We start from the raw sequence: 21,852 nt of genomic DNA, 5'->3' as shown, positions 1-21,852 counted from the left end.
CGGTAACTTACTGATTTTAAATCACCAAAGGAAATAGACCACCATTTTGAAAAATAGAACAGGCCGGCGTCCCGGCCGCCCTTTTCACGTCAACGGCACCGTAAAAAAATTTGCTTGCCGGGGACATTCGAAAGGTCTAATAAGGTTTTTCAACTCACCAAACGACACAGTCGCCACTTCACTTGAGGTCAGGAGAGCACCATGAGCATTTCCGAAAAGAAACAGGCATGGCAGCAGGTCGTAGACAAAAGCCTCGCCAAGGCACCCGAGCGCAAAGGCTCCTTCAAAACCAGTTCCGACGTCGAACTCGACCGTTGCTACCTCCCCGGCTTTGACTACCCGGGGTACGAAGAGCAGCTGGGCTTTCCCGGGCAGTACCCGTACACCCGCGGCGTACAGCCGACCATGTACCGCGGAAGGTTCTGGACCATGCGCCAGTACGCCGGCTTTGGCAACGCGGCCGAGTCCAACGAACGCTACAAGTACCTCCTGGCCGCCGGCCAGACCGGTCTCTCCATCGCCTTCGACCTCCCGACCCAGATGGGGTACGACTCCGACGCCTCCATGAGCCGCGGCGAAGTCGGCAAGGTCGGGGTGGCCATCGACTCGCTGGCCGACATGGAGGTCCTCTTCAACGGGATCCCGCTCGACAAGGTCTCCACCTCGATGACCATCAACTCCACCGCTTCCATCCTGCTCGCCATGTACATCGCGGTCGCCGAGAAGCAGGGGGTCTCACCGGCCCAGATCTCCGGCACCATCCAGAACGACATCCTCAAGGAGTACATGGCCCGCGGCACCTACATCTTCCCGCCCAAGGAGTCGATGAGGATCATCACCGACATCTTCGCCTACTGCAAGGACAACGTCCCCAAGTGGAACACCATCTCCATCTCCGGCTACCACATCCGCGAGGCCGGCTCCTCGGCGGTACAGGAAGTCGCCTTCACCCTGGCCGACGGCATCGCCTACGTGGAGGCCGCCATCAAGGCCGGTCTCGACGTCGATGAGTTCGCTCCGCGCCTGGCCTTCTTCTTCAACTCCCACAACAACCTCCTCGAAGAGGTGGCCAAGTTCCGCGCCGCCCGCCGCATGTGGGCCAAGATCATGCGCGACCGCTTCCAGGCCAAGGACCCGCGCTCCCAGATGCTCCGCTTCCACACCCAGACCGCCGGCTGCACGCTGACCGCCCAGCAGCCCGACAACAACATCATGCGGGTGACCCTGCAGGCCCTGGCCGCCGTTTTAGGCGGGACCCAGTCGCTGCACACCAACTCCCGCGACGAGGCGCTGGCGCTCCCCACCGAGGACTCGGTCCGCATCGCCCTCAGGACCCAGCAGGTCATCGCCTACGAGTCGGGAGTGGCCGACTCCTGCGACCCCTTGGCCGGTTCCTTCCTGGTCGAGTCGCTCACCGACCAGATCGAGGAGCAGGCCCAGGCCTACATCGACCGGATCGACGCCCTGGGCGGTGCCGTGGAGGCGATCTCCCGCGGCTTCCAGCAGAAGGAGATCCAGGACTCCGCCTACGCCTACCAGCGCTCGATCGAGAAGAACGAGACCATCATCGTCGGGGTCAACAAGTTCACCATCGAGGAGCAGCCGCCCGAAGACCTGCTGAAGATCTCCGACGAGGTGGAGGTGACCCAGAAGGCCAACCTGGCCCGGATGAAGGCCGGGCGCGACGCGGCCAAGGTGGAGAGTACCCTGCGGGCACTCGAGGAGGCGGCCCAGGGGAGTTCCAACCTGATGCCGTACATCCTCGAGGCGGTGAAGAGCTACGCAACCTTGGGCGAGATCGCCAACGTCTTTAGAAAGGTGTTCGGCACCCATCGCGAGACCGTAGTCCTGTAGTTTCCACTAGAACAAGGAGGTCCGGTGCGGGCAAAAGCACGCCGCCCGCACCGGACCCGTTATCCTTCCATTCACCTCGCCTAAGGTTCCATCTCTCCCCCCTCTCCTTTCCCGCCCAAGGGTCACTGTCTCAGCTTGTTACCGCAATGTCACAGCTATTATCATGTGATTTATCATATATTTGCCATTGTCACGGTACTTCAAGCAATTACAGCGCCCGTCTGGCAGCATTCTGCAATTTTCACCCTTACAATTGGGTAAAAAATTTTTCAAAAGCTTGCACTTATTGGGGTTTTAGGGTATCTTTACCGCGACAGCTGGTATACCCATTTTATTAGGAAGTTCTTATGCTTAGCAAAATCAGCCACCTCGGGGTCGCGGTCCGCTCAATCGAGGAGACGCTCCCGTTCTATCGCGACGTCTTGGGAATGGAACTGACCGGGACCGAAGAAGTCCCATCCCAGATGGTCAAGGTCGCCTTCCTTACCGTGGGCGAATCAAACATCGAGCTACTGGAGCCCACCTCGCCGGAGAGCCCGGTTGCCAAATTCCTGGAGAAGAACGGACCGGGGATCCACCACGTCGCCTACGGGGTCGAGGACATCGAGGCCGCCATCGCTTCCCTCACCGAAAGCGGTGCCAGGATGATCGACGCGGTTCCGCGGATAGGCGCCCACGGCGCCAAGATCGCCTTCGTCCACCCGAAGAGCAGCGGCGGCGTACTCACCGAGCTCTGCCAGAGCCACTGAAGGAGGATCGCCGGCCAGCAAGAGTTACAATTTCATGAAAGCCTGATTTTTGTGTTGACTTTTGTTTGGATAATTATATAGTGACACCACTTTTTATATAACACGGTTTGCTTTTTCCGAAATGACCTGCCGAGATTTTGGCGCAGCACTTCAACGGGAGTCGCATGAAGACTGGAAGTAGCCCTCTGCATACCTGTTCTAAGGCTCTCACTTCCTGAGGCCGCAATAGCGGCGCGGGATTCGAGAGCCTTTTTGCTTAAAGGAGGATTTTCAGCGAGCAGCAGTAACCGAGCAGTTGAGCCGTAAATGCAATTTCACTCACAGTGAAACAAACAAACAGGAGGAAATGATGAGCTTCAAGAAAACTATGCTTGCAATCGCAGCAGCAGGGGTGGTCACCGCAACTGCAGTACCGGCAATGGCGCTGGAGAACGAGTTCCACGGCATGTACAAGATGAAGTACTTCATCTCGAACTTCGACAACAGCGGCTCCGGTTACTACGCCGAGACCGCCGCGGCTACCACCAGCCGGTCGGCCGTCAACTACTTCGAGCAGCGCGCCCGCCTCTTCTACACCGCCAAGGCTAACGACAACCTGAAACTGGTCACCGGCTTCGAGCTCGACTCCGTCTTCGGTGACAAATCCCAGGGTACCCTGGCCGGCACCACCGGCGTCGGCACCACTGGCAACATCACCACCGCCTTCAGGAACTCCGGCGGCGCGCTCGACACCGACGCCGTCAACCTGGAGACCAAGTGGGTCTACCTCGACTTCAACGTCCCCAACACCACCACCAACGTGAAAGTCGGCGCCCAGCCGATCAAGGACTCCATCAAAGGTGTCCTCTTCGACTGCGACGCAGCCGGTATCATCACCTCCACCAAGGTTGCCGACGCCACCGTGAACCTCGGTTACTTCCGTGGTTACGAAGGGAACGCCGGTGACGTGAACGGCGGCGGCACCGCCGGTCTCGGCCTCAAGATGGGTGTCAACAACCTCGACCTCGCCATCGTGGAAGGCAAGTACGCCATCAGCAAAGACCTCTCGGTCGGCCTCGGCTACTACGGCATCTACGACTACCGCGACTACGCCAACCAGATGTTCGACAACACCGTCGCTGCCTTCGCCGACGGCAAAGTGGGCCCGGTCGCCCTGAGCGGCTTCGTGGCCGGCCAGTTCGGCAAGATCTACAACGATGCCGGCGTAAACTCCACCATGAACGGCAACACCAGCAACACCGACCTGAGCGGCTTCGCCGCCAACGCCGCTGCCAAGGTGAAAGTCGGCCCGGGCAGCGCACGCCTCGCCTTCCTCTACACCTCCGGCGACGACGGCACCGATGCCAACAAGAACAAGTCCTGGCAGAGCCTCCAGCAGTCGGTCAACGGCCTCCCCTCCGCAACCAAGGCCGGGGCCCTCAACACCTACAACGAGTCCGGCATGATGCTCCTCAACAGGAACGCGGCCGCTCAGGGCGGTTCCTCTGACCGTTCCATCATGTACACCACCGGCAACAGGGATCAGGGCATCATCGGCGCCTTCGCCGGCTACGACGCCACCATCACCCCGAAAGTCTACGCTTCCGCCAACGTCGGTATCGGCTTCACCGCCGAAGACCGCACCCACAACAACAACGACAAGGGTGACGCCGACGCCATCAAGCCGAAGAACCTGAAGACCGGCCAGTTCAACTCCAGCAACTTCCTCGGCACCGAGATCAACGTCGAGGGTGGCTACAAACTCTACGACAACCTGACCGCTTCCGTTCAGGCTGCCTACGTGATCCTGGGCGACTACTACAAAGGGACCAGCGTCTCCACCGCCGGCGACGACCCCGCCAACCCCTACTCCGTACGCTTCGTCGTGAGCTACGTGTTCTAATCCGGCTGCGCCGGAGGGGACCCTCCGGCCCAACCACCCGCTGCGCCAAAAGGCGAACCAACTGGTTCGCCTTTTTTTTCTTTCAGTACGCCAAAGTATCGCGCCCCTCAAACATCCCCCTTTGTCACAGAGAGACCCTGACAAGCAACTTGCCCGGGGCGACTGCCATCCTTCATCTGTCACCACCGCCCGCTCACTCTATGGCCGGACCGGCACAGACTCCTCCGAGGTGGGCGCATTGACTTGTCCCCCAGTCACAGTGCATGATGGTGAGGAAAAGAGAAGTTGACAATGACCATTTGCGTGCTTTAATTTTCAGGCAAGGCCACCATTTACATTAAAGGAGAGCCCGCATGAAAAAGATCACACTGATGCTTGCAGCAGCTGTTTTCCTGATTTCGTCGACACCGGCCTTCTCGCAAATGTCGCCAGAGGAGAAAAACGAATGCCTGCTGGCGTCCAAGAACTGCACCACCCAGGTCGACGACATCTACAAGAGAATTCACAAGCTCGACCGGGAGATCAAAAAGGGGACCAGAGTCTACACGCCGGCGGAACTGAAGAAACTCCAGGACAAACTGAAAGAGACCCAGGACCTGCTGGATGACATGACCGAGAAGGGTGGCAGTTGAGATTGGCGCAGGGCCGATCAATCACCGGAAGGATAAGGCGACCGTAGAGGTCGCCTTTTTTCGTGTCGAGTCAACCAGATAATCCTTTGACTAAGCGGGGTTCCTCTGCGATAATCCAGCGGTCCGACGCACCAACAGGAGCCGCCATGAGAAAAACGACCCTCGCTGTCCTCTTCGCCTGCATCCTCTTCGTCCCCCTCGCGGCTTCGGCCGCCCAGATCCGCGCTTTCGTCGGCGACTTTTCGATCAGCGCCCCCGGCGCTTCGCCTCCGCCGGTCACCACCCTCTTCACCTCCCGCATCGCCGGAGACGACCTCGTCATCGTGGGAAGCGCGGCCGAGGCCGATGTCGTGTTCTCCGGGAGCTACACAAAGCTCGGGAAGAGCTACAGCCTGGACGCCCTGGCCAAGCTCCCCTCCGGACGCGTGCTCGCCACCGCTTTCGAGCAGTTCCAGGAAGAGGAGGGTTTGATACCGGCCCTCAACAAGATCTGCCCGAAACTGCACGCCGCGGTAGCGGAATCTTTGCGCCACGTCGCTGCGGCGCCCGCTTCGCCCCAGGCGAGCCCCCCTCTCCGCGCCGAGGCCGCCCCCCCCCTCCCTGTTCCGCCGGCGGGCAGCGCCCAGAGGAGCTGGAGAAACCAGAGGCTCCCCGGCGAACTCTGCGCGCTGGCGCCCGGCAAGCCGGTCGAAGGTGGGCGTGAATACTTCATCGCCTCCGAGCGCGGCATCCGGCTCTACCGCCAGACCAAGGAGCTCACCCTCCTCGGCGAGGACCAGGTCGGGATCAACGAGAAGGTCATCGCCCTCGACACCCGCCTGGCCGACGGCACCCTTTTCGCCTACCTTACCGTGATGGACAGTGACGCCCCGGTCTCCCGGATCTACCGGGCCGACCGGAACGGCCTCAAGCTGGTGGCCAAGGACCTCCCGTACCTCTTCCGCTCCATCGCCCTCTTCGGCGCCTCGCCCCGCATCTACGCCCAGCAGATGGGGAGGGAGGAGGATTTCTACGGCGACGTCTTCGAGCTGGCCGAGACCCCTTCCGGCTACCAGCTCAGGAATCCGGTCAAGCTCCCGGCCGGCGCCAACATCTTCAACTTCAACATGGTGCGGGATCCCTCCGGCACCCCGGTAACCATCGTCATCAAGGAAAGCGGGAGCATGGTGGTCTACTCGCAAAAGGGCGAGGAGCTCTGGAGCAGTCCCGACCGCCAGGGTGGCAGCGAGACCTACTTCTCCCGGGAGACAGGCAACAACGTCCGGGTCACCGGCTCGACTACCCGCAACCGCTTCCTCGAGCAGCGGATAACGGTGGCCCCCGACGGGCGCGTGCTGGTCCCGCAAAACAGCGGCTTCATCATGATGGGGAACATGCGGAGCTACACGAGCTATTCGGTCGGCTCCTTCGTCTGGACGGGGGTGACCATGGAGGAGCGCTGGCGTTCCAAATCGAGCCGCTCCTACCTGGCCGACTACTACTTCGACCCGGCCCAAAACGAACTGGTCCTGCTGGAAGTCGTGCAGGGGAAGGGAATCTTCACCGACGGTGCCAGCACCGTGCAGGTAATTCCGGCCCAGTAGGGCGGGGGGAATTTATCGTTGACTTCCCCCTGCTATGCTGTTAGTTTTTTCTTTTTTCGCCCGGAGCCCGGGCCAAGCAACGTTATCCAGGATCGACCGTGACGAACCCCTCATGCATTGAAGCGCCCCTCCCCAAAGGGGTGAGCGATTTCCTCCCCGAGACTGCCGACAAGATCAGCTACATTGCGAGCCGCATTCACCGCGTTTTCGACCTCTGGGGCTTCAGGCGCATCATCACCCCTTTGCTCGAATTCGAGGAGGTGCTGGCCCTCGGCATGGGCGAGGAGTTGCGCGGCAAGACCTTCCGTTTCGACGACCGCCAGAGTGGGCGGCTGCTCGCCATCCCCCCCGACATAACCCCGCAGGTTGCCCGTATCGTGGCCACCCGGATGCACGCCCTGCCGCTGCCGCACCGTATCTATTACAACGGCCGGGTGCTGCGCCAGCAGGCGATGCAGTCCGGTAGAAGCCGTGAGATCTTCCAGTCGGGGGTGGAGTTGATCGGGCTCGACTCGCCGGAGGCGGATGCCGAGATGATCGCCATGGCGGTCGAGGTCTTCAAGGACCTGGGGTTCAGCGGCTTCAAGATCGACCTCGGGCAGGTGGCCTTCTACCGCGGCATCATGGACGCCGCCGAGATCTCCGATGCCGTGCGGCGCCCGCTGCAGGAGGCGATCGAGAAGAAGGAGGTCTCCGCGGTCCGCACCCTCCTCGAGGGAGCGCGGGTATCCGACCGGGTCAAGGAACAGATCGCCCTGCTCCCCCGCCTCTACGGCGGCCGCGAGGTGCTCGACCAGGCGGCGGCCATCGCCGACAACGACCGTTCCAAGCAGGCCCTCGAGAACCTGGCCCAGACACTGGAGATCCTCGAAATTCACGGGGTTTCCGAGCACCTTACCCTGGACCTCGGTGAGTTGCGCGGCCTCGACTACCATACCGGCATCACCTTCGAGGGATTCGTCCCCGGCGTCGGCGAGGCGGTCTGCAACGGCGGCCGCTACGACGGGCTGACCGCCAAGTACGGCTTCCCCGCTCCCGCCACCGGCTTCGCCTTCAACATCATGGCGCTTTTGGCGAGCCTCTCCCAGCGGGACGCCGGCAGCCACAGCCGCGACCTCCTCATCTTCAACCAGAAGGACGACCGCCGCGAGGCGCTGGAACTCGCCCAGCAGCTGCGGGCGAGCGGCTTCACCTGCGCGCGGGACATCATCAAGCGCGACTTCGACGCGTCCCTTCTCTACGCGAAGAAGATGGGGATCCGGATGCTTCTGGTGATCGGCGCCGACAACTGCAAGGAAAACCAATACTATCTGGTACGTACCGCTGACCGAAGCGGGATGGTGGTATCCAGAGATGAGTTGTTCGATAAAGAATTAGAAACGAAATTCGATCGGCAAGGGGAAAACCATGGCTAACGTCGTTGTAATCGGCGCCCAGTGGGGTGACGAAGGCAAAGGGAAAGTGGTAGACATCTACACGGAGTTCGCGGACGACGTGGTGCGTTACCAGGGCGGCAACAATGCCGGCCACACGCTGGTGGTGGGGGACGAGAAGGTCATCCTGCACCTCATTCCGTCCGGCATCCTCCACGAAGGGACCAGGTGCGTGATCGGTAACGGCGTGGTGCTCGATCCCGAGGTCTTCATCATGGAGATCACCAGGCTGAAGAAAAACGGCTACCTGAAAGACGACAAGGCGCTGCTCCTCTCCGAGGGGCTCCATATCATCATGCCGTACCACAAGCGGATCGACATCGCCCGCGAAGCGAAGAGCGGCTCCAAGAAGATCGGGACCACCGGCCGCGGCATCGGCCCCGCCTACGAGGACAAGATCGGCCGTCGCGGCATCCGCCTGATGGACTTGCTGGACGAAAAGGCCTTCACCCGCAAGGTCAAGGAGATCCTCGACGAGAAGAACCTGATCCTCACCCAGCTTTTGGGGGAGAAGCCGTTCACCTTCGAGGAGATCTACAACGAGTACATGCCGTACGCCGAGACCCTCAGGAAGTACGCGGCCGACACCGCGCTGATCCTTCACCAGGACATCAAGGCCGGCAAGAGCCTGCTCTTTGAAGGTGCCCAGGGGACCCTGCTCGACGTCGACCACGGCACCTACCCGTACGTGACCTCCTCCTCCACCTGCGCAGGCGGCGCCTGCACCGGCAGCGGCGTCAGCCCGCGCGAGATCCACGAGGTCATCGGCATCTCCAAGGCCTACGCCACCCGCGTGGGGAGCGGACCGTTCCCGACCGAGCTGCTCGACGACACCGGCGAGGCCCTCCGCCAGGCCGGCCGCGAGTTCGGCTCCACCACCGGCCGTCCGCGCCGCTGCGGCTGGTGGGACGCCCTGGTCGCCCGCTATGCCGTCCGGGTCAACGGTCTTTCCGGCATCGCCCTCACCAAGCTCGACGTCCTCTCCGGCCTCGAGACCATCAAGGTCTGCACCGGCTACAACTACAACGGTACCGTGCTGGACGAGATCCCGGCGAGCCTCGAGGTGATCGAGCAGTGCACCCCGATCTACGAGGAGCTCCCCGGCTGGAGCGGCGACATCACCGGCGCGAAGAGCCTCGACGAGCTTCCGGAGAACGCCCGCCGCTACGTCTCCCGCATCGAGGAGCTTTCCGGGGCCCCGGTGGTGCTGGTTTCGGTCGGCCCGCGCAGGGACGAGACCATCGTGCTGAGGAATCCGTTCGAGAAATAGAAAAACCAACGGCACTAGAACGCGGATGGGACGGATTCACGCGGATTAGGCTTTAGGGTTCTCCCAATTCGTTTACTCCGCGGGACCCCGCTCAGATTTGACCTGCGTTCGCGTTGCTTTGAAATTAGTTGTGAGTTTTTTTGCAATTCATGAAAAAATCGGTTGACGCAGAGAACCTCATTTGTTATAAGGTTGTTCTTGTTTCGCCGAGCAGCAGAATGAGCCGCTAGCTCAGTTGGTAGAGCACCTGACTTTTAATCAGGTGGTCGTTGGTTCGATCCCAACGCGGCTCACCATTGTCCCCATCGTCTAGCCCGGCCCAGGACACCGCCCTTTCACGGCGGCGACGCCGGTTCAAATCCGGCTGGGGACGCCAATCGAAAAAACGCCCTGAAGCAATTCAGGGCTTTTTCACCAGCAGTTGCAGTATGAGCCGCTAGCTCAGTTGGTAGAGCACCTGACTTTTAATCAGGTGGTCGTTGGTTCGATCCCAACGCGGCTCACCATTCTCTACCACCCCCCTGCCCCGAAAGGGACAGGGGTTTCTTTTAGGTCCCATCGTCTAGTGGTTAGGACACCGGCCTTTCACGTCGGTAACAGGGGTTCAAGTCCCCTTGGGATCACCATCCTTGCAGCACAAGAAAAGGCCGCCTCCCCCGGGAAGCGGCCTTTTCCGTTTTCACACCCCAGCGGCTGTTCCCCCATCCTCACCCTGTCCCTCCCCTGAAGTGGAGGGGACGCGGCGCCGCCATTTAGGCATCACCATGTTCGCCCGCCCTCCCATCAGGGGGAGGGGTAGGCAGCGCCACGGCTTTCTCAATTACCATCTTTAGGTCAGCATGACGCTCCCTCCCCTTCAAAGGGTGGGCTTGGGTAAGGACGGGGGAGTAGAAGTTCTGTCAGTACCTGCGGTCGGGCCAGGTTCTCAGGCAGTACGGGCATTCCTTCACGTTATGAGGGATGGTGTCCCTCAACTGCTCTTCGTCATAGCGGGCACTGCAGCCGTTGGCAACCGGGTACTGGTGAATGACGTGGTTCTTGATGAAGTAGAGCATGCCGTTCCCCTTTCCTGCCAGATGGTTGACTGGATAAAGTATCAGGTTAAAGCTATCTCATGTCAACGCCACACAAAGTAGTTTACAAGCTCGACGACAGCAGACATAGTAGCGCCAATCACCCCTTGCCCGCTTGACCACCCGAGCCATGACCGAGACCACCGATATCCTCGACCCCCATACCCCGATGCTACGCCACCACCCCTTCCGGCAGTTCTGGCTGGGGAGGCTCGCCTCCACCCTCTCCTTCCAGATGCAGGGAGTCGCGGTGGGATGGCAGATTTACGCACTGACCGGCAGTGCCTGGTATCTCGGGCTGGTCGGCCTCGCCCAGTTTCTCCCGATGTTCCTCCTGACCCTGGTGGTCGGCCACACCGCCGACCGCTATGACCGCCGTAAAATCGCCGCTCTCTGCCAACTGATCGAGGGGGGTGCGCTGGCGACCATGGCGGTCGGGAGCTATGGAGGATGGCTCACCAAGGAGGCCATCCTGGGGATCGTCTTCGTCATCGGGGCGGCGCGCGCCTTCGAGTCCCCCACCATGCAGGCGTTACTCCCCACCCTGGTCCCCCAGGAGTGGATCCCGCGGGCCGCAGCCTGGTCCGCCTCCGCCAACCAGACCGCCAGCATAGTCGGCCCCGCGCTCGGGGGGATCCTCTACGCTGTCGGCCCCACCACCGTGTATGCAGCCGGTTCCCTCCTCTTTCTGACTGCCAGCTTCATGGTCTCTTCGATTCACGTGGAGCGGGCACCCGCCCGGAAGGAGCCAATCAGCGTCAGCTCGATCTTTGCCGGGATCTCCTTCATCAAGAGCCGTCCGGAAATACTGGGGGCCATATCCCTCGACCTTTTCGCGGTGCTGCTCGGGGGGGCCACCGCGCTCCTGCCGGTCTACGCGCGGGACATCCTGCACACCGGGCCATGGGGGCTTGGGTTCCTGCGGGCGGCGCCGGCGCTTGGCGCGCTGGGAATGTCCGCCTTCCTGGCACGGACGCCGCTGCGTCACCACGTGGGACGCATCATGTTCGCCAGCGTGGCGGTCTTCGGGGTCGGCACCATCGTCTTCGCCGTCTCGACCTCTTTCACTCTTTCCGTCTGCGCCCTCATCGTGCTCGGGGCGGCCGATGTCATCAGCGTGGTCATCAGGAGCTCTCTGGTGCAGATCTCGACGCCGGACGAGATGCGGGGAAGGGTCAGCGCGGTGAACATGCTCTTCATCGGCACCTCCAACCAGCTCGGCGAGTTCGAGTCGGGGGCAACCGCCGCACTGTTCGGAACAGTGCCGGCGGTCATCATCGGAGGGGTAGGGACGATCGTGGTGGTGGTTTTGTGGATGAGGCTATTTCCGAAATTGGTGGAGGTGGACCGGCTACAGTAATGGGAGCGCAACGACTCCAGGGATAAAAGGAAATTGCCCGTTCACCCGTTCACCCGTTCACCCGTTCACCCGTTCGCCCGCCTCTCCCGCCTCTCCCGCCCCTCGAGCCCCCCGCGCAGCCAGGCGTAACCCGACCCCAGTCATCCCAGTCCATGCGGGCGGGACAGGTGCCGGCCATGTCACCGTGTCATAACGTTGACACGATTGCACTGGCGACGGTATAGTAACCTCAGCACGGGAATGCCACAAATATCCAAAATTAGTGGATTTTTACCTGATCCAACGGAGCCACATCGACCGATGGAAGGCCATACTATTCTCTTACTGGACGAGGACAAGAAGACGCTCGATTTCCTGGCGGCCTTCCTGGTCTTCAAGGGGTGCCAGGTGATCCAGGCGGCGGACGCGGAAGACGCCCTTCAGCAGGTAGAGGAGAACGCGGTCGACATGGTGTTCGCCGACACCCGCATGCAACATACCAGCGGGATCGACTTCATCAAGAGCGTGAAGGCACAGCGCCCGGAGGTCGTGATCATCGCCTACAGCCCCTTCGTCAATCGGGAGACCACCGAGGAGACGCTGAAGGCCGGGGCCTTTCTCGTCATGGAGAAGCCATTCAATCTCGAGTGCCTGGAGACCGCCATCCGCCAGGGCTTGGAACACCAGGAGCTTCAAGCCCGCTCGCTACGACATAAGCCGAAGGTGAAAAACCGCGAGCGCATGAAGGACATCATCGGCGAGAGCGAGAACATGCTGGAACTTTTCGAGATGGTGGAAAAGGTGGCGGGAACCGACTCCACCATCATGATCCATGGCGAATCGGGTACCGGGAAGGAACTGGTGGCCCATGCCATCCACGACCTTTCCTCCCGTGCGGACGGCAATTTCGTGGCGGTGAACTGCGCTGCCATCCCGGACGACCTGCTGGAGAGCGAGCTTTTCGGCCACGTAAAGGGATCCTTCACCGGTGCGGTGGTGACCCGGTTGGGAAGGTTCGAATTGGCCAACAAGGGGACGCTCTTCCTCGACGAGATCGGGGACATGAAGCCCAACCTGCAGGTCAAGCTGCTGCGCGTTCTCCAGAGCAGGGAAGTGGAACCGGTGGGGGGAACAAGGCCGAAGAAGGTGGACGTGCGGATCATCGCGGCCACCAACCAGAACCTGGAGCAGATGGTGGCCGAGAAGACGTTCCGTGAGGATCTCTACTACCGCCTTTCGGTGATACCGATCCACCTCCCCCCGCTGCGCGAGCGGGGAAGCGACATCAAGCTCCTGCTGAACAGTTTCCTGCACAAGTTCAGCAAGGGGAGCCATTGCAAGGTGGAAGGCTTCGACGAGCAGGTGATGGAGATCCTGACCCATTACCCTTGGCCGGGAAACGTGCGGGAGTTGGAAAACCTCGTCGAGCGCCTGGTGATCGTCTGCAGCGCGCCCCTCATCACCTACGAAGATCTGCCGGAAAAGTACCGGGGAGGAAGGGCGATCCCACGGGAAGGAGCGGGGGGCCCGGCGGGGTCACCGCAGATGGTGCTGCCGGCCACCGGCATCTCGCTGCAGGCGGTAGTGGAAGAGTTCGAGAACAGGCTGATCCTGCAGGCGCTGCAGAAAACGGGGGGTAACAAGAAGGAGGCGGCGATCCTGCTTAACCTGAAGCGGACTACCCTGATCGAGAAACTGAAGAAGAAAAACCTGGCCTACCCGCCACACCATTAGCGGTGTTCACCGCTTTTCACCCGGATAAAGCGCTCCCACCGGGCACTGGCCGAAACATTTGCCGCACGTCCTGCAGTCCCCTTCGCGGCGGGCGGCATGTTTGCGATAACCGTCGGCCTCGAGAGAATACCGGCGCTCGGGACAGGCCGACACACAACGCCCACACCCCGAACAGCGATGACTATCGATGACCGGCACCGACATGCCGGCGGACGCCCTTACTTCCTGATATCCCATCTATTCCTCACTTTCTGCTCAGACACAACACCACGACACCAAGGCAGATCCAGGGAAGGTATAATGTATGAGAATATAAAAGAACTGTCAAGGTGAGGTTGGAAAAGCCGTTTATGACGCAGGCACGGGGAGAGCGAGATAAACCCCTTGCACGATTAACCTATCCCGAATAAAATACGCAATCCTTAGAAGCACATCAATGAGACCGGAGGGGGCTTACATGAAAAAGATAGGCGTAGTACTTTCGGGCTGTGGAGTACGTGACGGAAGCGAGATTCACGAAGCGGTGTTGACCCTGCTCGCCATTGACAGAAGCGGCGCCAAGGCTGTCTGTTTCGCCCCGGACATTGAGCTGGACGAGATCAACCATGTGACCATGAAAGAGACCGGTGCGAAGCGCAACGTGCTGGTCGAATCGGCCCGGATCGCCCGGGGCGAGATAAGCGACGTCAAGAACGCCAAGGCCGCCGACCTCGACGCCCTGATCCTCCCGGGCGGCTTCGGCGCCGCCAAGAATCTCTGCAGCTTCGCGATGCAGGGACCCGCGGGAAGCGTGCAACCGGACGTGCTCCGCCTGCTCCGCGAGATGTCCCAGGCCCGCAAGCCGATCTGCGCGATCTGCATCGCCCCCGCGGTGGTCGCGCTGGCGCTCGGGAAGGACCTCGCTCCCCAGGTCACCATCGGGACCGACGCAGGGACTGCCCAGGCCATCAACGGCACCGGCAGCAAGCACGTCAACTGCCCGGTGAGCGAGTTCGTGGTCGACAAGGAGCATCTCATCGTCACCACCCCCGCCTACATGCTGGCAAGCCACATCGCCGAGGCAGCCGAAGGGATCGAGAAGGCGGTCAAGGCCACCATCGACCTCATCAGGGCCTAAAGGTGTCCGCCCCCCTTGAGGGGGAGGTACAGGGTGGGAGGGAGGCCGTTTTCGGTACTCCGTTGCACCGCCCCCCCCTAGCCCCCTCCCTCCAGGAGAGGGGGATCACATTAAGACATTTTTAATGATTCAACGGAGGGAACAACAAAGATGAAAAAACTGATCGTACTGGCAGCCTGCGTGTTACTCACCGCCTTGGTCGCCGGAAACGCGGCCGCCGAGGAACTGAGAGGGAGAGTGGCGCTCAACGCCAGGTTCGGGTTAATCAATCCGTCCAACAGCCAGATGGCCGACCGGGACGGCACCCTGCTGGTATCGACCGACCCCGGCATCATCGGTGGCGGCGGCCTCCTCTTCGGGGTCGACGACAACATCGCCATCGAAATCGACATCACCCGCTCCGTATTCCATACCTCGGGTCTCGGCACGGCGGGGATCACCAACCTCTCCATGGGGGGACAGTACCGTCTCCCGGAAAGGCAGCGCTTCGTACCCTACGGCGGCGCCGGGCTCGACGTCCTGATCAACGATCTCAGCGACAAGGTAGTCGACACGGTGGTCGGCGCCCACCTTGCGGTCGGTGTCGACTACATGCTCATGAGACAGGTGGCGCTCAACGCCGAGATCAAAGGGGTGGAGGCATTCTCGGCCGACGTGAGGGACTTCGGGGGGGGCAAGATCGGCGAGTTCGATCCCTCCAACTTCTCCTTCACGGTGGGAGCCAGGTTCTTCTTCAACTAGCTGCACCCAAATCGACGCAAAACGCCCCCTTTCCGGACGGAGAGGGGGCGTTTGTGTTTTTGGTTCGCCGCATGGCTTAAGGCGGGATGCCTGCAAGGCCAAATCCCCCCTGTCCCCCCTTTGTCAAGGGGGGGGCGGCAGGACCGACTAAGGCGGGGGCATCTACTCGATTTCTTCCTGCGTAAGGCCGAAGGCGCGGCGGTACTCCCTCTCCAGCCTCCCGACGTCTCCCCCCTCGATGAAGCCCCACGGCAGCGGCTCGTCCAGGGGGATATCGCGGTAGACCACGCGGTCGGTGTCGATCCCCACCTCCCGGGCCGCCGCCTTCCAGCCCCCCAGCCGGTCGGCCGCCACCAGCAGCGGTGCCAGCCTGCGGTCCCCACGGGAAAGAAGCGCCTGCAGATACGCCTCGCGCGGACTCTCGATCTGGAGCTTCACGTTGGAGAGCCGCCCGAGCGCCTTCTGCAGATACATCCACTTCTTCTCCACCGACCTGATCTCCTCCATCCCGCACCACTGGAACGGCGTGAACGGCTTGGGGATGAAGGGGTTGACGGAGAGCTGGATCTCGCCGAGCCGCTTGTTGGCCTTGGCGGCGGCGACCACCCGCTCCCGGATCCTGCCGACCAGCGCCACCAGTTCATCCAGGTCCTCCACCGTCTCGGTGGGGAGGCCGATGATGAAGTAGAGCTTCAGGTTCAGGATGTCGTGGCCGATCAAGAGATCGCAGGCGGCCAGGATCTGCTCCTCGTTAATCCCCTTCCTGATCAGGTCGCGAAGCCGCTGCGAGCCACCTTCCGGGGCCAGGGCGACGCTCTTTTGGCCGCTTGCCTTGAGCGCCTCGATCATCCGGTGGTCGAGGTGGTCGATGCGGAAAGACGAGACCGAGAATCTCCCTCCCGCCTCCACGATCTCGACCGCGAGATCCCCGATCCCCTGGTAATCGGAGACGGCGGCAGCGACGAGGCCGACCTTTCTCCCCTCCTCCACGCCTTTCATGACCTCCGCCCGGACCGACTCCTTGGAGCGGGTGCGGTAGGGAAGGTAGATGAACCCGGCGGCACAGAAGCGGCAGCCTCGCGGGCAGCCGCGGGAGAGCTCGACCAGGTGCATGCCGGAGAACTCGGTGCCCTCGGTGTGGATCTCGGTGACGGTGGGGCGGTCGTCAAGGTGCGCCTCCCAGACCCGCAGGACCCCCGCCGGGGCATCCGAATCCGGGTTCATCGAGACCAGGGCGCTCCCCTCGTAGACGGGATGATAGAGGGAGGGGACGTACACGCCGGGAATCCCGGCTGCCTGCCGCAGCAGGTCGTGACGCGACGTTGCCCCTTCTTTCATCAAGTCGAGCAGAGCGGGAAGCATCGGTTCCGCCTCCCCGACGCATACCAGGTCGAGAAAGGGAGCCACCGGCTCGGGATTGAGGAAGAGGGCTGCCCCGCCGCCCATGATGAGCGGCTGCCGCGGGGAACGCTCCTCAGCCATGGGAGAGATGCCGGAAAGCCTGAAGATGGTGGGGATGGCGAGATAATCGCTTTCGAAGGAGACCGAGAAGGCCAGGACGTCGAACGAGGAGAGCGGACGCTGGGATTCGAGGGAGAGGAGGGTTCCGCCGGTGCGGAGCAGCTCTTCGAGCTCGTCGTGGTCCGGGAGAAACGCGCGATCGCAGACGACCTCGGGGCAGTCGTTCATCATGGCGTAGACTGCCTGGAAGCCGAGGTTGCTCATGCCCGCGTGGTAGCGGTTGGGATAGACCAGGCAGCAGGAGAGCCTCCCCCCGCGATTGCCAAGCCCCCCGCCGCTCTCGCCGGCCAGGATGGTGCGTCTTTTTTCTATGCTCTTGCGCGACATCGGGTGAGAGTACCATCTTTTGGGGGAGAGGGGCAAGGGTGCAAGGGGAGGGAAAAGGCGTAATGAGTTGAAATCGCCGGCACGGTTTGCTAGTTTGCAGAAGTTGGCAGAGTAGATACGCGGGAAAGGAAGATACCATGAACAGCATCGCAGCCTTCTTCAAGTTCGACCATCACGGGACCACCTTCCGCCGTGAGACGGTGGCCGGCCTGACCACCTTCCTCACCATGGCCTACATCATCATCGTCAACCCGGCCATCCTCGAAAACGGCGGCATCCCCCGCGGCCCCTCCACCACGGCCACCATCCTCGCCTCCGTGTTCGGCACCGTCATCATGGCGCTCTTCGCGAACCGGCCGTTCGCCATCGCCCCCTACATGAGCGAGAACGCCTTCATCGCCTTCGTGGTGGTCAAGGTCATGGGGTACTCGTGGCAGACCGCGCTGGCGGCGGTCTTCTTCGCCGGGGTCATCTTCACCCTGCTCACCCTCTTCAAGGTGCGGAGCTGGCTTGCGGAGTCCATTCCCCTCTCGCTTAAGTGCGCCTTCGCCACCGGCATCGGCCTCTTCCTCACCTTTATCGGCCTCAACGAGACCGGGATCGTCACCCTCGGCATCCCCGGCGCTCCCGTCAAGCTCGGAAGCCTCGCCCAGCCTTCGGTGCTCCTGGCGGTGGCGGGGCTCCTCTTCACGGTGATCCTGATGTCCCGGCGCATCCCCGGCGCCATGATGATCGGGATCGTGGCGACCACCATCGGCTCCATCGCCCTCAAGGTCACTCCCCTCCCCAAAGCGTACGTGAGCCTCCCCCCCGACCTCTCCCCGATCCTCTTGAAGCTCGATCTCCACGGGGCCCTTCAGCCGGCCTTCTTCCCCATCGTACTGACCATCTTCATCATGGCCTTCCTCGACACCGTGGGAACCCTCCTCGGGCTCTCCATGCGCGCCGACCTCTTGGACGAGGACGGCAACCTCCCCGAGATCGAGAAACCGATGATGGCCGACGCCCTGGCGACCATGGTTGCTCCGCTTTTAGGAACCACGACCACCGGCGCCTACATCGAATCGGCGGCCGGCATCGAGGAAGGAGGCCACACCGGATTCGCCTCGCTGGTGACCGCCCTCCTCTTCCTGCTGGCGCTTTTCCTCGCCCCGCTCTTCACCCTGGTGCCGCCGCACGCCTACGGGATCGCCCTGATCGTCATCGGCTCGTTCATGCTGGAGCCGCTCACCAGGATCGATTTCAACGACCTCACCGAGCTGATCCCGGCCTTCTTGACCATCGTGCTGATGGTCTTCACCTACAACATCGGGGTGGGAATGACCGCCGGCTTCATAAGCTATCCGCTGATGAAGGCGGCGACCGGCCGGATCCGGGAGGTGAAGAGCGGCGTCTGGGTGCTGGCTCTCCTGTCGCTTTCCTATTTCCTGTTCGGAGTGAAGAGTTAGGGCTGCCGGATCGGGAAGGGGACGGACTGAAGAAGGAAAAGGAAGGGGACTGGCACCTGTGGAGCCAGTCCCCTTTGTATTCAACTCCGCAATTGGTACCTCACCTGGCGGCGGCGAGCCTCGCACGGATTTTCCCCATCAGCGGGAACCCGGCGGCGGTCTTGTTCAGCCTGACCAGGCCGAAGACGTACGGTCCCCGCTGCTCGGCCAGCATGTTGCCGTAGAGGGGATCGAGCCCGGTCAGGGTCGCGCCGAAGCGATCCTCCCCGTAGAGGATCATGCTGCCGCTGTTTTGCAGGTAGCTCCGATAGTTCCTGAAGGCGGCAACCGCATCGGTCACCGAATCGGTGAGCACGATGTAGGCCCGGGCCGGCTCTCCCCCGACCATGACGTCCGCCACCAACCCCCTCGGGAAAAAGTCGTAGCCAAGGAGGCTGGTCGCCTTGTACTGAACGCTCCCCTTCACCACCTCGGGAAGATCGAAAAGCCCGGTTTCCTTGGGAGCCCCCTTGGACGGCGGAAGCAGGCGGGAGACCTCGTTGGCACAGCCCTCCAAGGGCCCCTTCCCGGTATCGGGGGTGCCGGTCGACTGGAGGCGGACAAAATAGCGGTCCTGGTAGAAGAAGAGCTGGCTTTCGGTCACCGCTCCCTCGCTGCCGGTCTTGATTGTCTCGGACCCTTCCGGGCGGTACCCGGAGAACATCCCGAAGGCGTCGAGCGGGGAGCCCATCCGGTAGATGTCGACATCGAAGCCCTGCTCCTTGTGGACGTAGCGCCCATAGGAAAGGAACTCGAAGCCGTAGGGGAAGAAGATCTCCGCCTCGCCGTCGATGCGGTCAGAGAGCGTCTCACGGCCGTAGACCGCGGGCTTTCCGTCCAGCTTCCACCCCGCTCCGCAGGCAGGCTTCGGCAGAAGCCGCACCGGGTCATCCGCCGCCAGTGCGACAGATGCATGGAAGTGTCCCGCCACGACGACGGCCATCAAGCGCCCGATCATACCACTATCGAATTTCATACCTCTCCATTTGCGGCAATTACCCGCGCGTTTCCCCAGCCGCCCCACTGCGCTCGTTGACACAGTGTGTATCGGTGTGTATAAAATATTCATGACCAGCAAAGAAATTATAAGACGCCTGGAAAGCGAGGGGTGGTACTGCGTGGGTGGCAAGGGAGACCACCAAAAGTACAAACACCCGTCGAAAGCCGGTCATGTCGTTGTCCCACACCCAAGAAAGGAAATAGCGACCGGAACGTTGCTAACCATTTACCGTCAAGCCGGTTGGGATTGGAGGTAGTCATGTTGTATCCCGCGTATATCCACCTCGGCGATGAGGAACACGCACACGGTGTCACCATTCCGGATTTCCCCGGTTGCTTTTCGGCAGCCGATGAATGGGTTGACCTGCCACGGATGATCCAGGAGGCCGCGGAAGTATATTTCGAAGGTGAAGATATGCCCGTTCCTGCGCCAACCCCCTTGGAGAAACTGGCGGCAAATCCCGATTATCAGGGGGGAGTCTGGCTTTTAGTGGACATCGACCTGGCCAAGCTAAAGGTCAAGGCAAGGCGGGTAAATATCACGTTATCGGAAAAATTACTGTACGAAATCGACGAGTATGCGGAGCAGAACCATATGACCCGTTCCGGGCTACTCGCGCAGGCCGCAGACCAATTTATTCATCGCAAACCTTCTGCATGAGAGCTCACCCCAAAAGCCCCCTCGCCCGCTCCATCTTGGCCGCGATGTCGAGCCCGTTGACGCAAGCCGCCTGGCAGCTGCCGCACTCGAGGCAGGCGGCGGCATCGGCGCCGGGGCGGATCTCCCGGTAGGTCGCCCGCGCCAGCTCGTGATCGCCATAGCCCCCTTCCGCGTACATGAGTGCGCGGTTGACGTTGCCGATCTCCACGCCTGCCGGGCATCCCGCCTCACAGGAGCCGCACATGGTGCAGTAAAAGCCCTCCACCGCCTCGGCGTAGCGTTCCAGCCGCCGCCTATCCGCGTAGGTGAATTTCATCCCCATCACCGCGATGTTCTCCCTCAGCTGGGCGAGGTCCTTCATCCCGGGGATCGCCACCGAGACGTCGGGGTTTTGCAGCACCCACTTGAGCGCCGCCTGGTGCGCGGTGATCTTCCCGAGGGAGGTGGTCCGGTAGCCCCCGGCCTGGGTCTTCATGGCGATGATGCCGATTCCCGCCTTGGCGGCCCGGGAGATAGCCTGCCCCACCTCGGGAGGCGTTTTGAAATTATAGGAGACCAGGCAGGTGTCGAAGAATCGCTCCCGGTCGTCCACCAGCGCGTTCAGCACCTCCGCCTGGCCGGTGTGGGTGGTCACCCCGCAAAACCTCACCTTCCCCTGCCTCTTCAGCTCCTGGAGCGCCTCCCGCGTTTCCGGGATGAAGATCCGCTGCTTGTTGGTCAGGTTGTGCAACTGGATGACGTCGAGGTAGTCGGTCTTAAGCGCCCGGAGGCTCGCCTCCACGTCCTGGATGATCCCCACCTTGGAGCGGGAGTCGGGGAGCGTCTTCGTCGCGAGGAAGATCTTGTCCCGCCGCCCCTTGATGGCCTTGGCCACGATGGCCTCGTTGTTCCCCCCCATGTACTTGCGGGCGGTGTCCACGTAGTTGACGCCATGCTCCAGGGCCACCCGGATCACCTCCGGCTCGGGCGTCAGCATGGCGCCGAAACTGACCACGGTAACCTTGAGGCCGGTCCGTCCCAGGGTGCGGTAAACGGGGGCCGGAAACTCGGCGGGAGCGGTCCCCGCGTACTGCTGCACCACCTCGGCCAGGGCCTTGCCGCCCAAAAGCGCCGACGTGGTCCCCACCATCCCCGCCGTGATGAAGGTCCTCCTGCCGATCCCCCTGCCACTTCTGTCAGCCATGATAATGCCTCCTGTCATGCTCACACGGCGAAAGCCGTCTCACATTGGATGATTACCTGCTCCAACAGCGCGCCTGTCCGGCCGATCCTGATCAATGCTACGACCTTATAGCACGAATTCCAGCAGGCAAAGCCATTTTTCTACCTGATTAGCGCCAATCTTCCGCTGGAAGACAAGCGCGACATATTACGTCGTAGGTGGTTCATATAATCACGGCACATTCCATCCGAGGAGGCTGCCGTGAAGAATCGTTTCCAGTTCCAGTCA

At 61.7% G+C, this 21,852-nt stretch carries 19 protein-coding genes and 4 tRNA genes; 18 read left to right on the top strand and 5 right to left on the bottom strand.

The genetic code is table 11. The features are described 5' to 3' along the window. Positions 1 to 201 precede the first annotated feature (201 nt). From ACYVL5_RS16125 to ACYVL5_RS16075, 11 genes are all read left to right on the top strand, one after another. Positions 202 to 1,854 carry an acyl-CoA mutase large subunit family protein gene (locus tag ACYVL5_RS16125; protein ID WP_460596597.1) on the top strand — a complete coding sequence of 551 codons (1,653 nt, stop codon included), beginning with the start codon at positions 202 to 204 and terminating at the stop codon, positions 1,852 to 1,854. A gap of 347 nt (positions 1,855 to 2,201) precedes the next feature. Further along, a complete protein-coding gene (mce, locus tag ACYVL5_RS16120) occupies positions 2,202 to 2,603 on the top strand; it encodes a methylmalonyl-CoA epimerase (RefSeq protein ID WP_460596596.1) in 402 nt (133 codons plus the stop codon). Between the two features lie 349 nt (positions 2,604 to 2,952). Then, positions 2,953 to 4,485, top strand: coding sequence for an alginate export family protein (locus tag ACYVL5_RS16115; RefSeq protein ID WP_460596595.1), 1,533 nt, complete (start codon positions 2,953 to 2,955; stop codon positions 4,483 to 4,485). Positions 4,486 to 4,838: 353 nt separating this feature from the next. Further along, the gene (locus ACYVL5_RS16110; protein ID WP_460596594.1) at positions 4,839 to 5,117 is read left to right on the top strand and encodes a coiled-coil domain-containing protein; all 279 of its coding nucleotides are present in this window, start codon (positions 4,839 to 4,841) and stop codon (positions 5,115 to 5,117) included. A gap of 146 nt (positions 5,118 to 5,263) precedes the next feature. Further along, the gene (locus ACYVL5_RS16105) at positions 5,264 to 6,700 is read left to right on the top strand and encodes a hypothetical protein (protein ID WP_460596593.1); all 1,437 of its coding nucleotides are present in this window, start codon (positions 5,264 to 5,266) and stop codon (positions 6,698 to 6,700) included. 98 nt (positions 6,701 to 6,798) lie between these two features. Further along, on the top strand, positions 6,799 to 8,115 hold the full coding sequence (locus ACYVL5_RS16100; protein WP_460596592.1) for an ATP phosphoribosyltransferase regulatory subunit: 1,317 nt from the start codon (positions 6,799 to 6,801) through the stop codon (positions 8,113 to 8,115). Then, the gene (locus ACYVL5_RS16095) at positions 8,108 to 9,403 is read left to right on the top strand and encodes an adenylosuccinate synthetase (RefSeq protein ID WP_460596591.1); all 1,296 of its coding nucleotides are present in this window, start codon (positions 8,108 to 8,110) and stop codon (positions 9,401 to 9,403) included. Before ACYVL5_RS16100 ends, ACYVL5_RS16095 begins: the two co-directional genes overlap by 8 nt. Before the next feature lie 220 nt (positions 9,404 to 9,623). After that, a tRNA-Lys gene (locus ACYVL5_RS16090) sits at positions 9,624 to 9,699 on the top strand. 2 nt (positions 9,700 to 9,701) lie between these two features. After that, positions 9,702 to 9,779, top strand: a tRNA-Glu gene (locus tag ACYVL5_RS16085). Between the two features lie 54 nt (positions 9,780 to 9,833). After that, positions 9,834 to 9,909: transfer RNA gene (locus tag ACYVL5_RS16080), tRNA-Lys, on the top strand. Between the two features lie 45 nt (positions 9,910 to 9,954). Continuing rightward, positions 9,955 to 10,029, top strand: a tRNA-Glu gene (locus ACYVL5_RS16075). Positions 10,030 to 10,302: 273 nt separating this feature from the next. Here the strand turns inward: ACYVL5_RS16075 and ACYVL5_RS16070 are convergent. Next, entirely contained in the window at positions 10,303 to 10,458 is a 156-nt protein-coding gene (locus tag ACYVL5_RS16070) for a hypothetical protein (RefSeq protein WP_460596590.1), read from the bottom strand. Positions 10,459 to 10,606: 148 nt separating this feature from the next. Between ACYVL5_RS16070 and ACYVL5_RS16065 the strand changes: the two genes are divergently transcribed. Together ACYVL5_RS16065 and ACYVL5_RS16060 are read left to right on the top strand one after the other, a co-directional pair. Beyond that, positions 10,607 to 11,836 carry an MFS transporter gene (locus tag ACYVL5_RS16065; RefSeq protein ID WP_460596589.1) on the top strand — a complete coding sequence of 410 codons (1,230 nt, stop codon included), beginning with the start codon at positions 10,607 to 10,609 and terminating at the stop codon, positions 11,834 to 11,836. Between the two features lie 300 nt (positions 11,837 to 12,136). Continuing rightward, entirely contained in the window at positions 12,137 to 13,549 is a 1,413-nt protein-coding gene (locus ACYVL5_RS16060) for a sigma-54-dependent transcriptional regulator (RefSeq protein WP_460596588.1), read from the top strand. Positions 13,550 to 13,555: 6 nt separating this feature from the next. Here ACYVL5_RS16060 and ACYVL5_RS16055 read toward each other — a convergent pair whose 3' ends face one another. Continuing rightward, a complete protein-coding gene (locus ACYVL5_RS16055; protein ID WP_460596644.1) occupies positions 13,556 to 13,753 on the bottom strand; it encodes a 4Fe-4S binding protein in 198 nt (65 codons plus the stop codon). A 253-nt stretch (positions 13,754 to 14,006) separates the two neighbouring features. On the opposite strand from ACYVL5_RS16055, the gene elbB reads away from it, so the two are divergent. Together elbB and ACYVL5_RS16045 are read left to right on the top strand one after the other, a co-directional pair. Then, a complete protein-coding gene (gene elbB / locus ACYVL5_RS16050) occupies positions 14,007 to 14,666 on the top strand; it encodes an isoprenoid biosynthesis glyoxalase ElbB (protein WP_460596587.1) in 660 nt (219 codons plus the stop codon). A 150-nt stretch (positions 14,667 to 14,816) separates the two neighbouring features. After that, a complete protein-coding gene (locus ACYVL5_RS16045; protein ID WP_460596586.1) occupies positions 14,817 to 15,407 on the top strand; it encodes an outer membrane beta-barrel protein in 591 nt (196 codons plus the stop codon). A gap of 162 nt (positions 15,408 to 15,569) precedes the next feature. On the opposite strand, the gene ACYVL5_RS16040 is transcribed toward ACYVL5_RS16045, so the two are convergent. Then, positions 15,570 to 17,255 carry a radical SAM family protein gene (locus tag ACYVL5_RS16040; RefSeq protein WP_460596585.1) on the bottom strand — a complete coding sequence of 562 codons (1,686 nt, stop codon included), beginning with the start codon at positions 17,253 to 17,255 and terminating at the stop codon, positions 15,570 to 15,572. Positions 17,256 to 17,392: 137 nt separating this feature from the next. Between ACYVL5_RS16040 and ACYVL5_RS16035 the strand changes: the two genes are divergently transcribed. Further along, positions 17,393 to 18,703, top strand: coding sequence for an NCS2 family permease (locus ACYVL5_RS16035; protein WP_460596584.1), 1,311 nt, complete (start codon positions 17,393 to 17,395; stop codon positions 18,701 to 18,703). A 100-nt stretch (positions 18,704 to 18,803) separates the two neighbouring features. Here the strand turns inward: ACYVL5_RS16035 and ACYVL5_RS16030 are convergent, their stop codons facing one another. Continuing rightward, positions 18,804 to 19,718, bottom strand: coding sequence for a DUF6599 family protein (locus ACYVL5_RS16030; protein ID WP_460596583.1), 915 nt, complete (start codon positions 19,716 to 19,718; stop codon positions 18,804 to 18,806). Between the two features lie 91 nt (positions 19,719 to 19,809). On the opposite strand from ACYVL5_RS16030, the gene ACYVL5_RS16025 reads away from it, so the two are divergent. Together ACYVL5_RS16025 and ACYVL5_RS16020 are read left to right on the top strand one after the other, a co-directional pair. Next, positions 19,810 to 19,998 (top strand): type II toxin-antitoxin system HicA family toxin, encoded by a 189-nt coding sequence (locus ACYVL5_RS16025; RefSeq protein ID WP_460596582.1) that lies wholly within the window; start codon positions 19,810 to 19,812, stop codon positions 19,996 to 19,998. Positions 19,999 to 20,000: 2 nt separating this feature from the next. After that, a complete protein-coding gene (locus tag ACYVL5_RS16020; RefSeq protein ID WP_460596581.1) occupies positions 20,001 to 20,402 on the top strand; it encodes a type II toxin-antitoxin system HicB family antitoxin in 402 nt (133 codons plus the stop codon). Between the two features lie 4 nt (positions 20,403 to 20,406). Here ACYVL5_RS16020 and ACYVL5_RS16015 read toward each other — a convergent pair whose 3' ends face one another. After that, positions 20,407 to 21,585, bottom strand: coding sequence for an aldo/keto reductase (locus ACYVL5_RS16015; RefSeq protein WP_460596580.1), 1,179 nt, complete (start codon positions 21,583 to 21,585; stop codon positions 20,407 to 20,409). Positions 21,586 to 21,852 lie beyond the last annotated feature (267 nt).

It is taken from the genome of Geomonas sp. Red276 (assembly GCF_054784495.1).
This window is presented reverse-complemented; position numbering and strand designations above follow the sequence as displayed.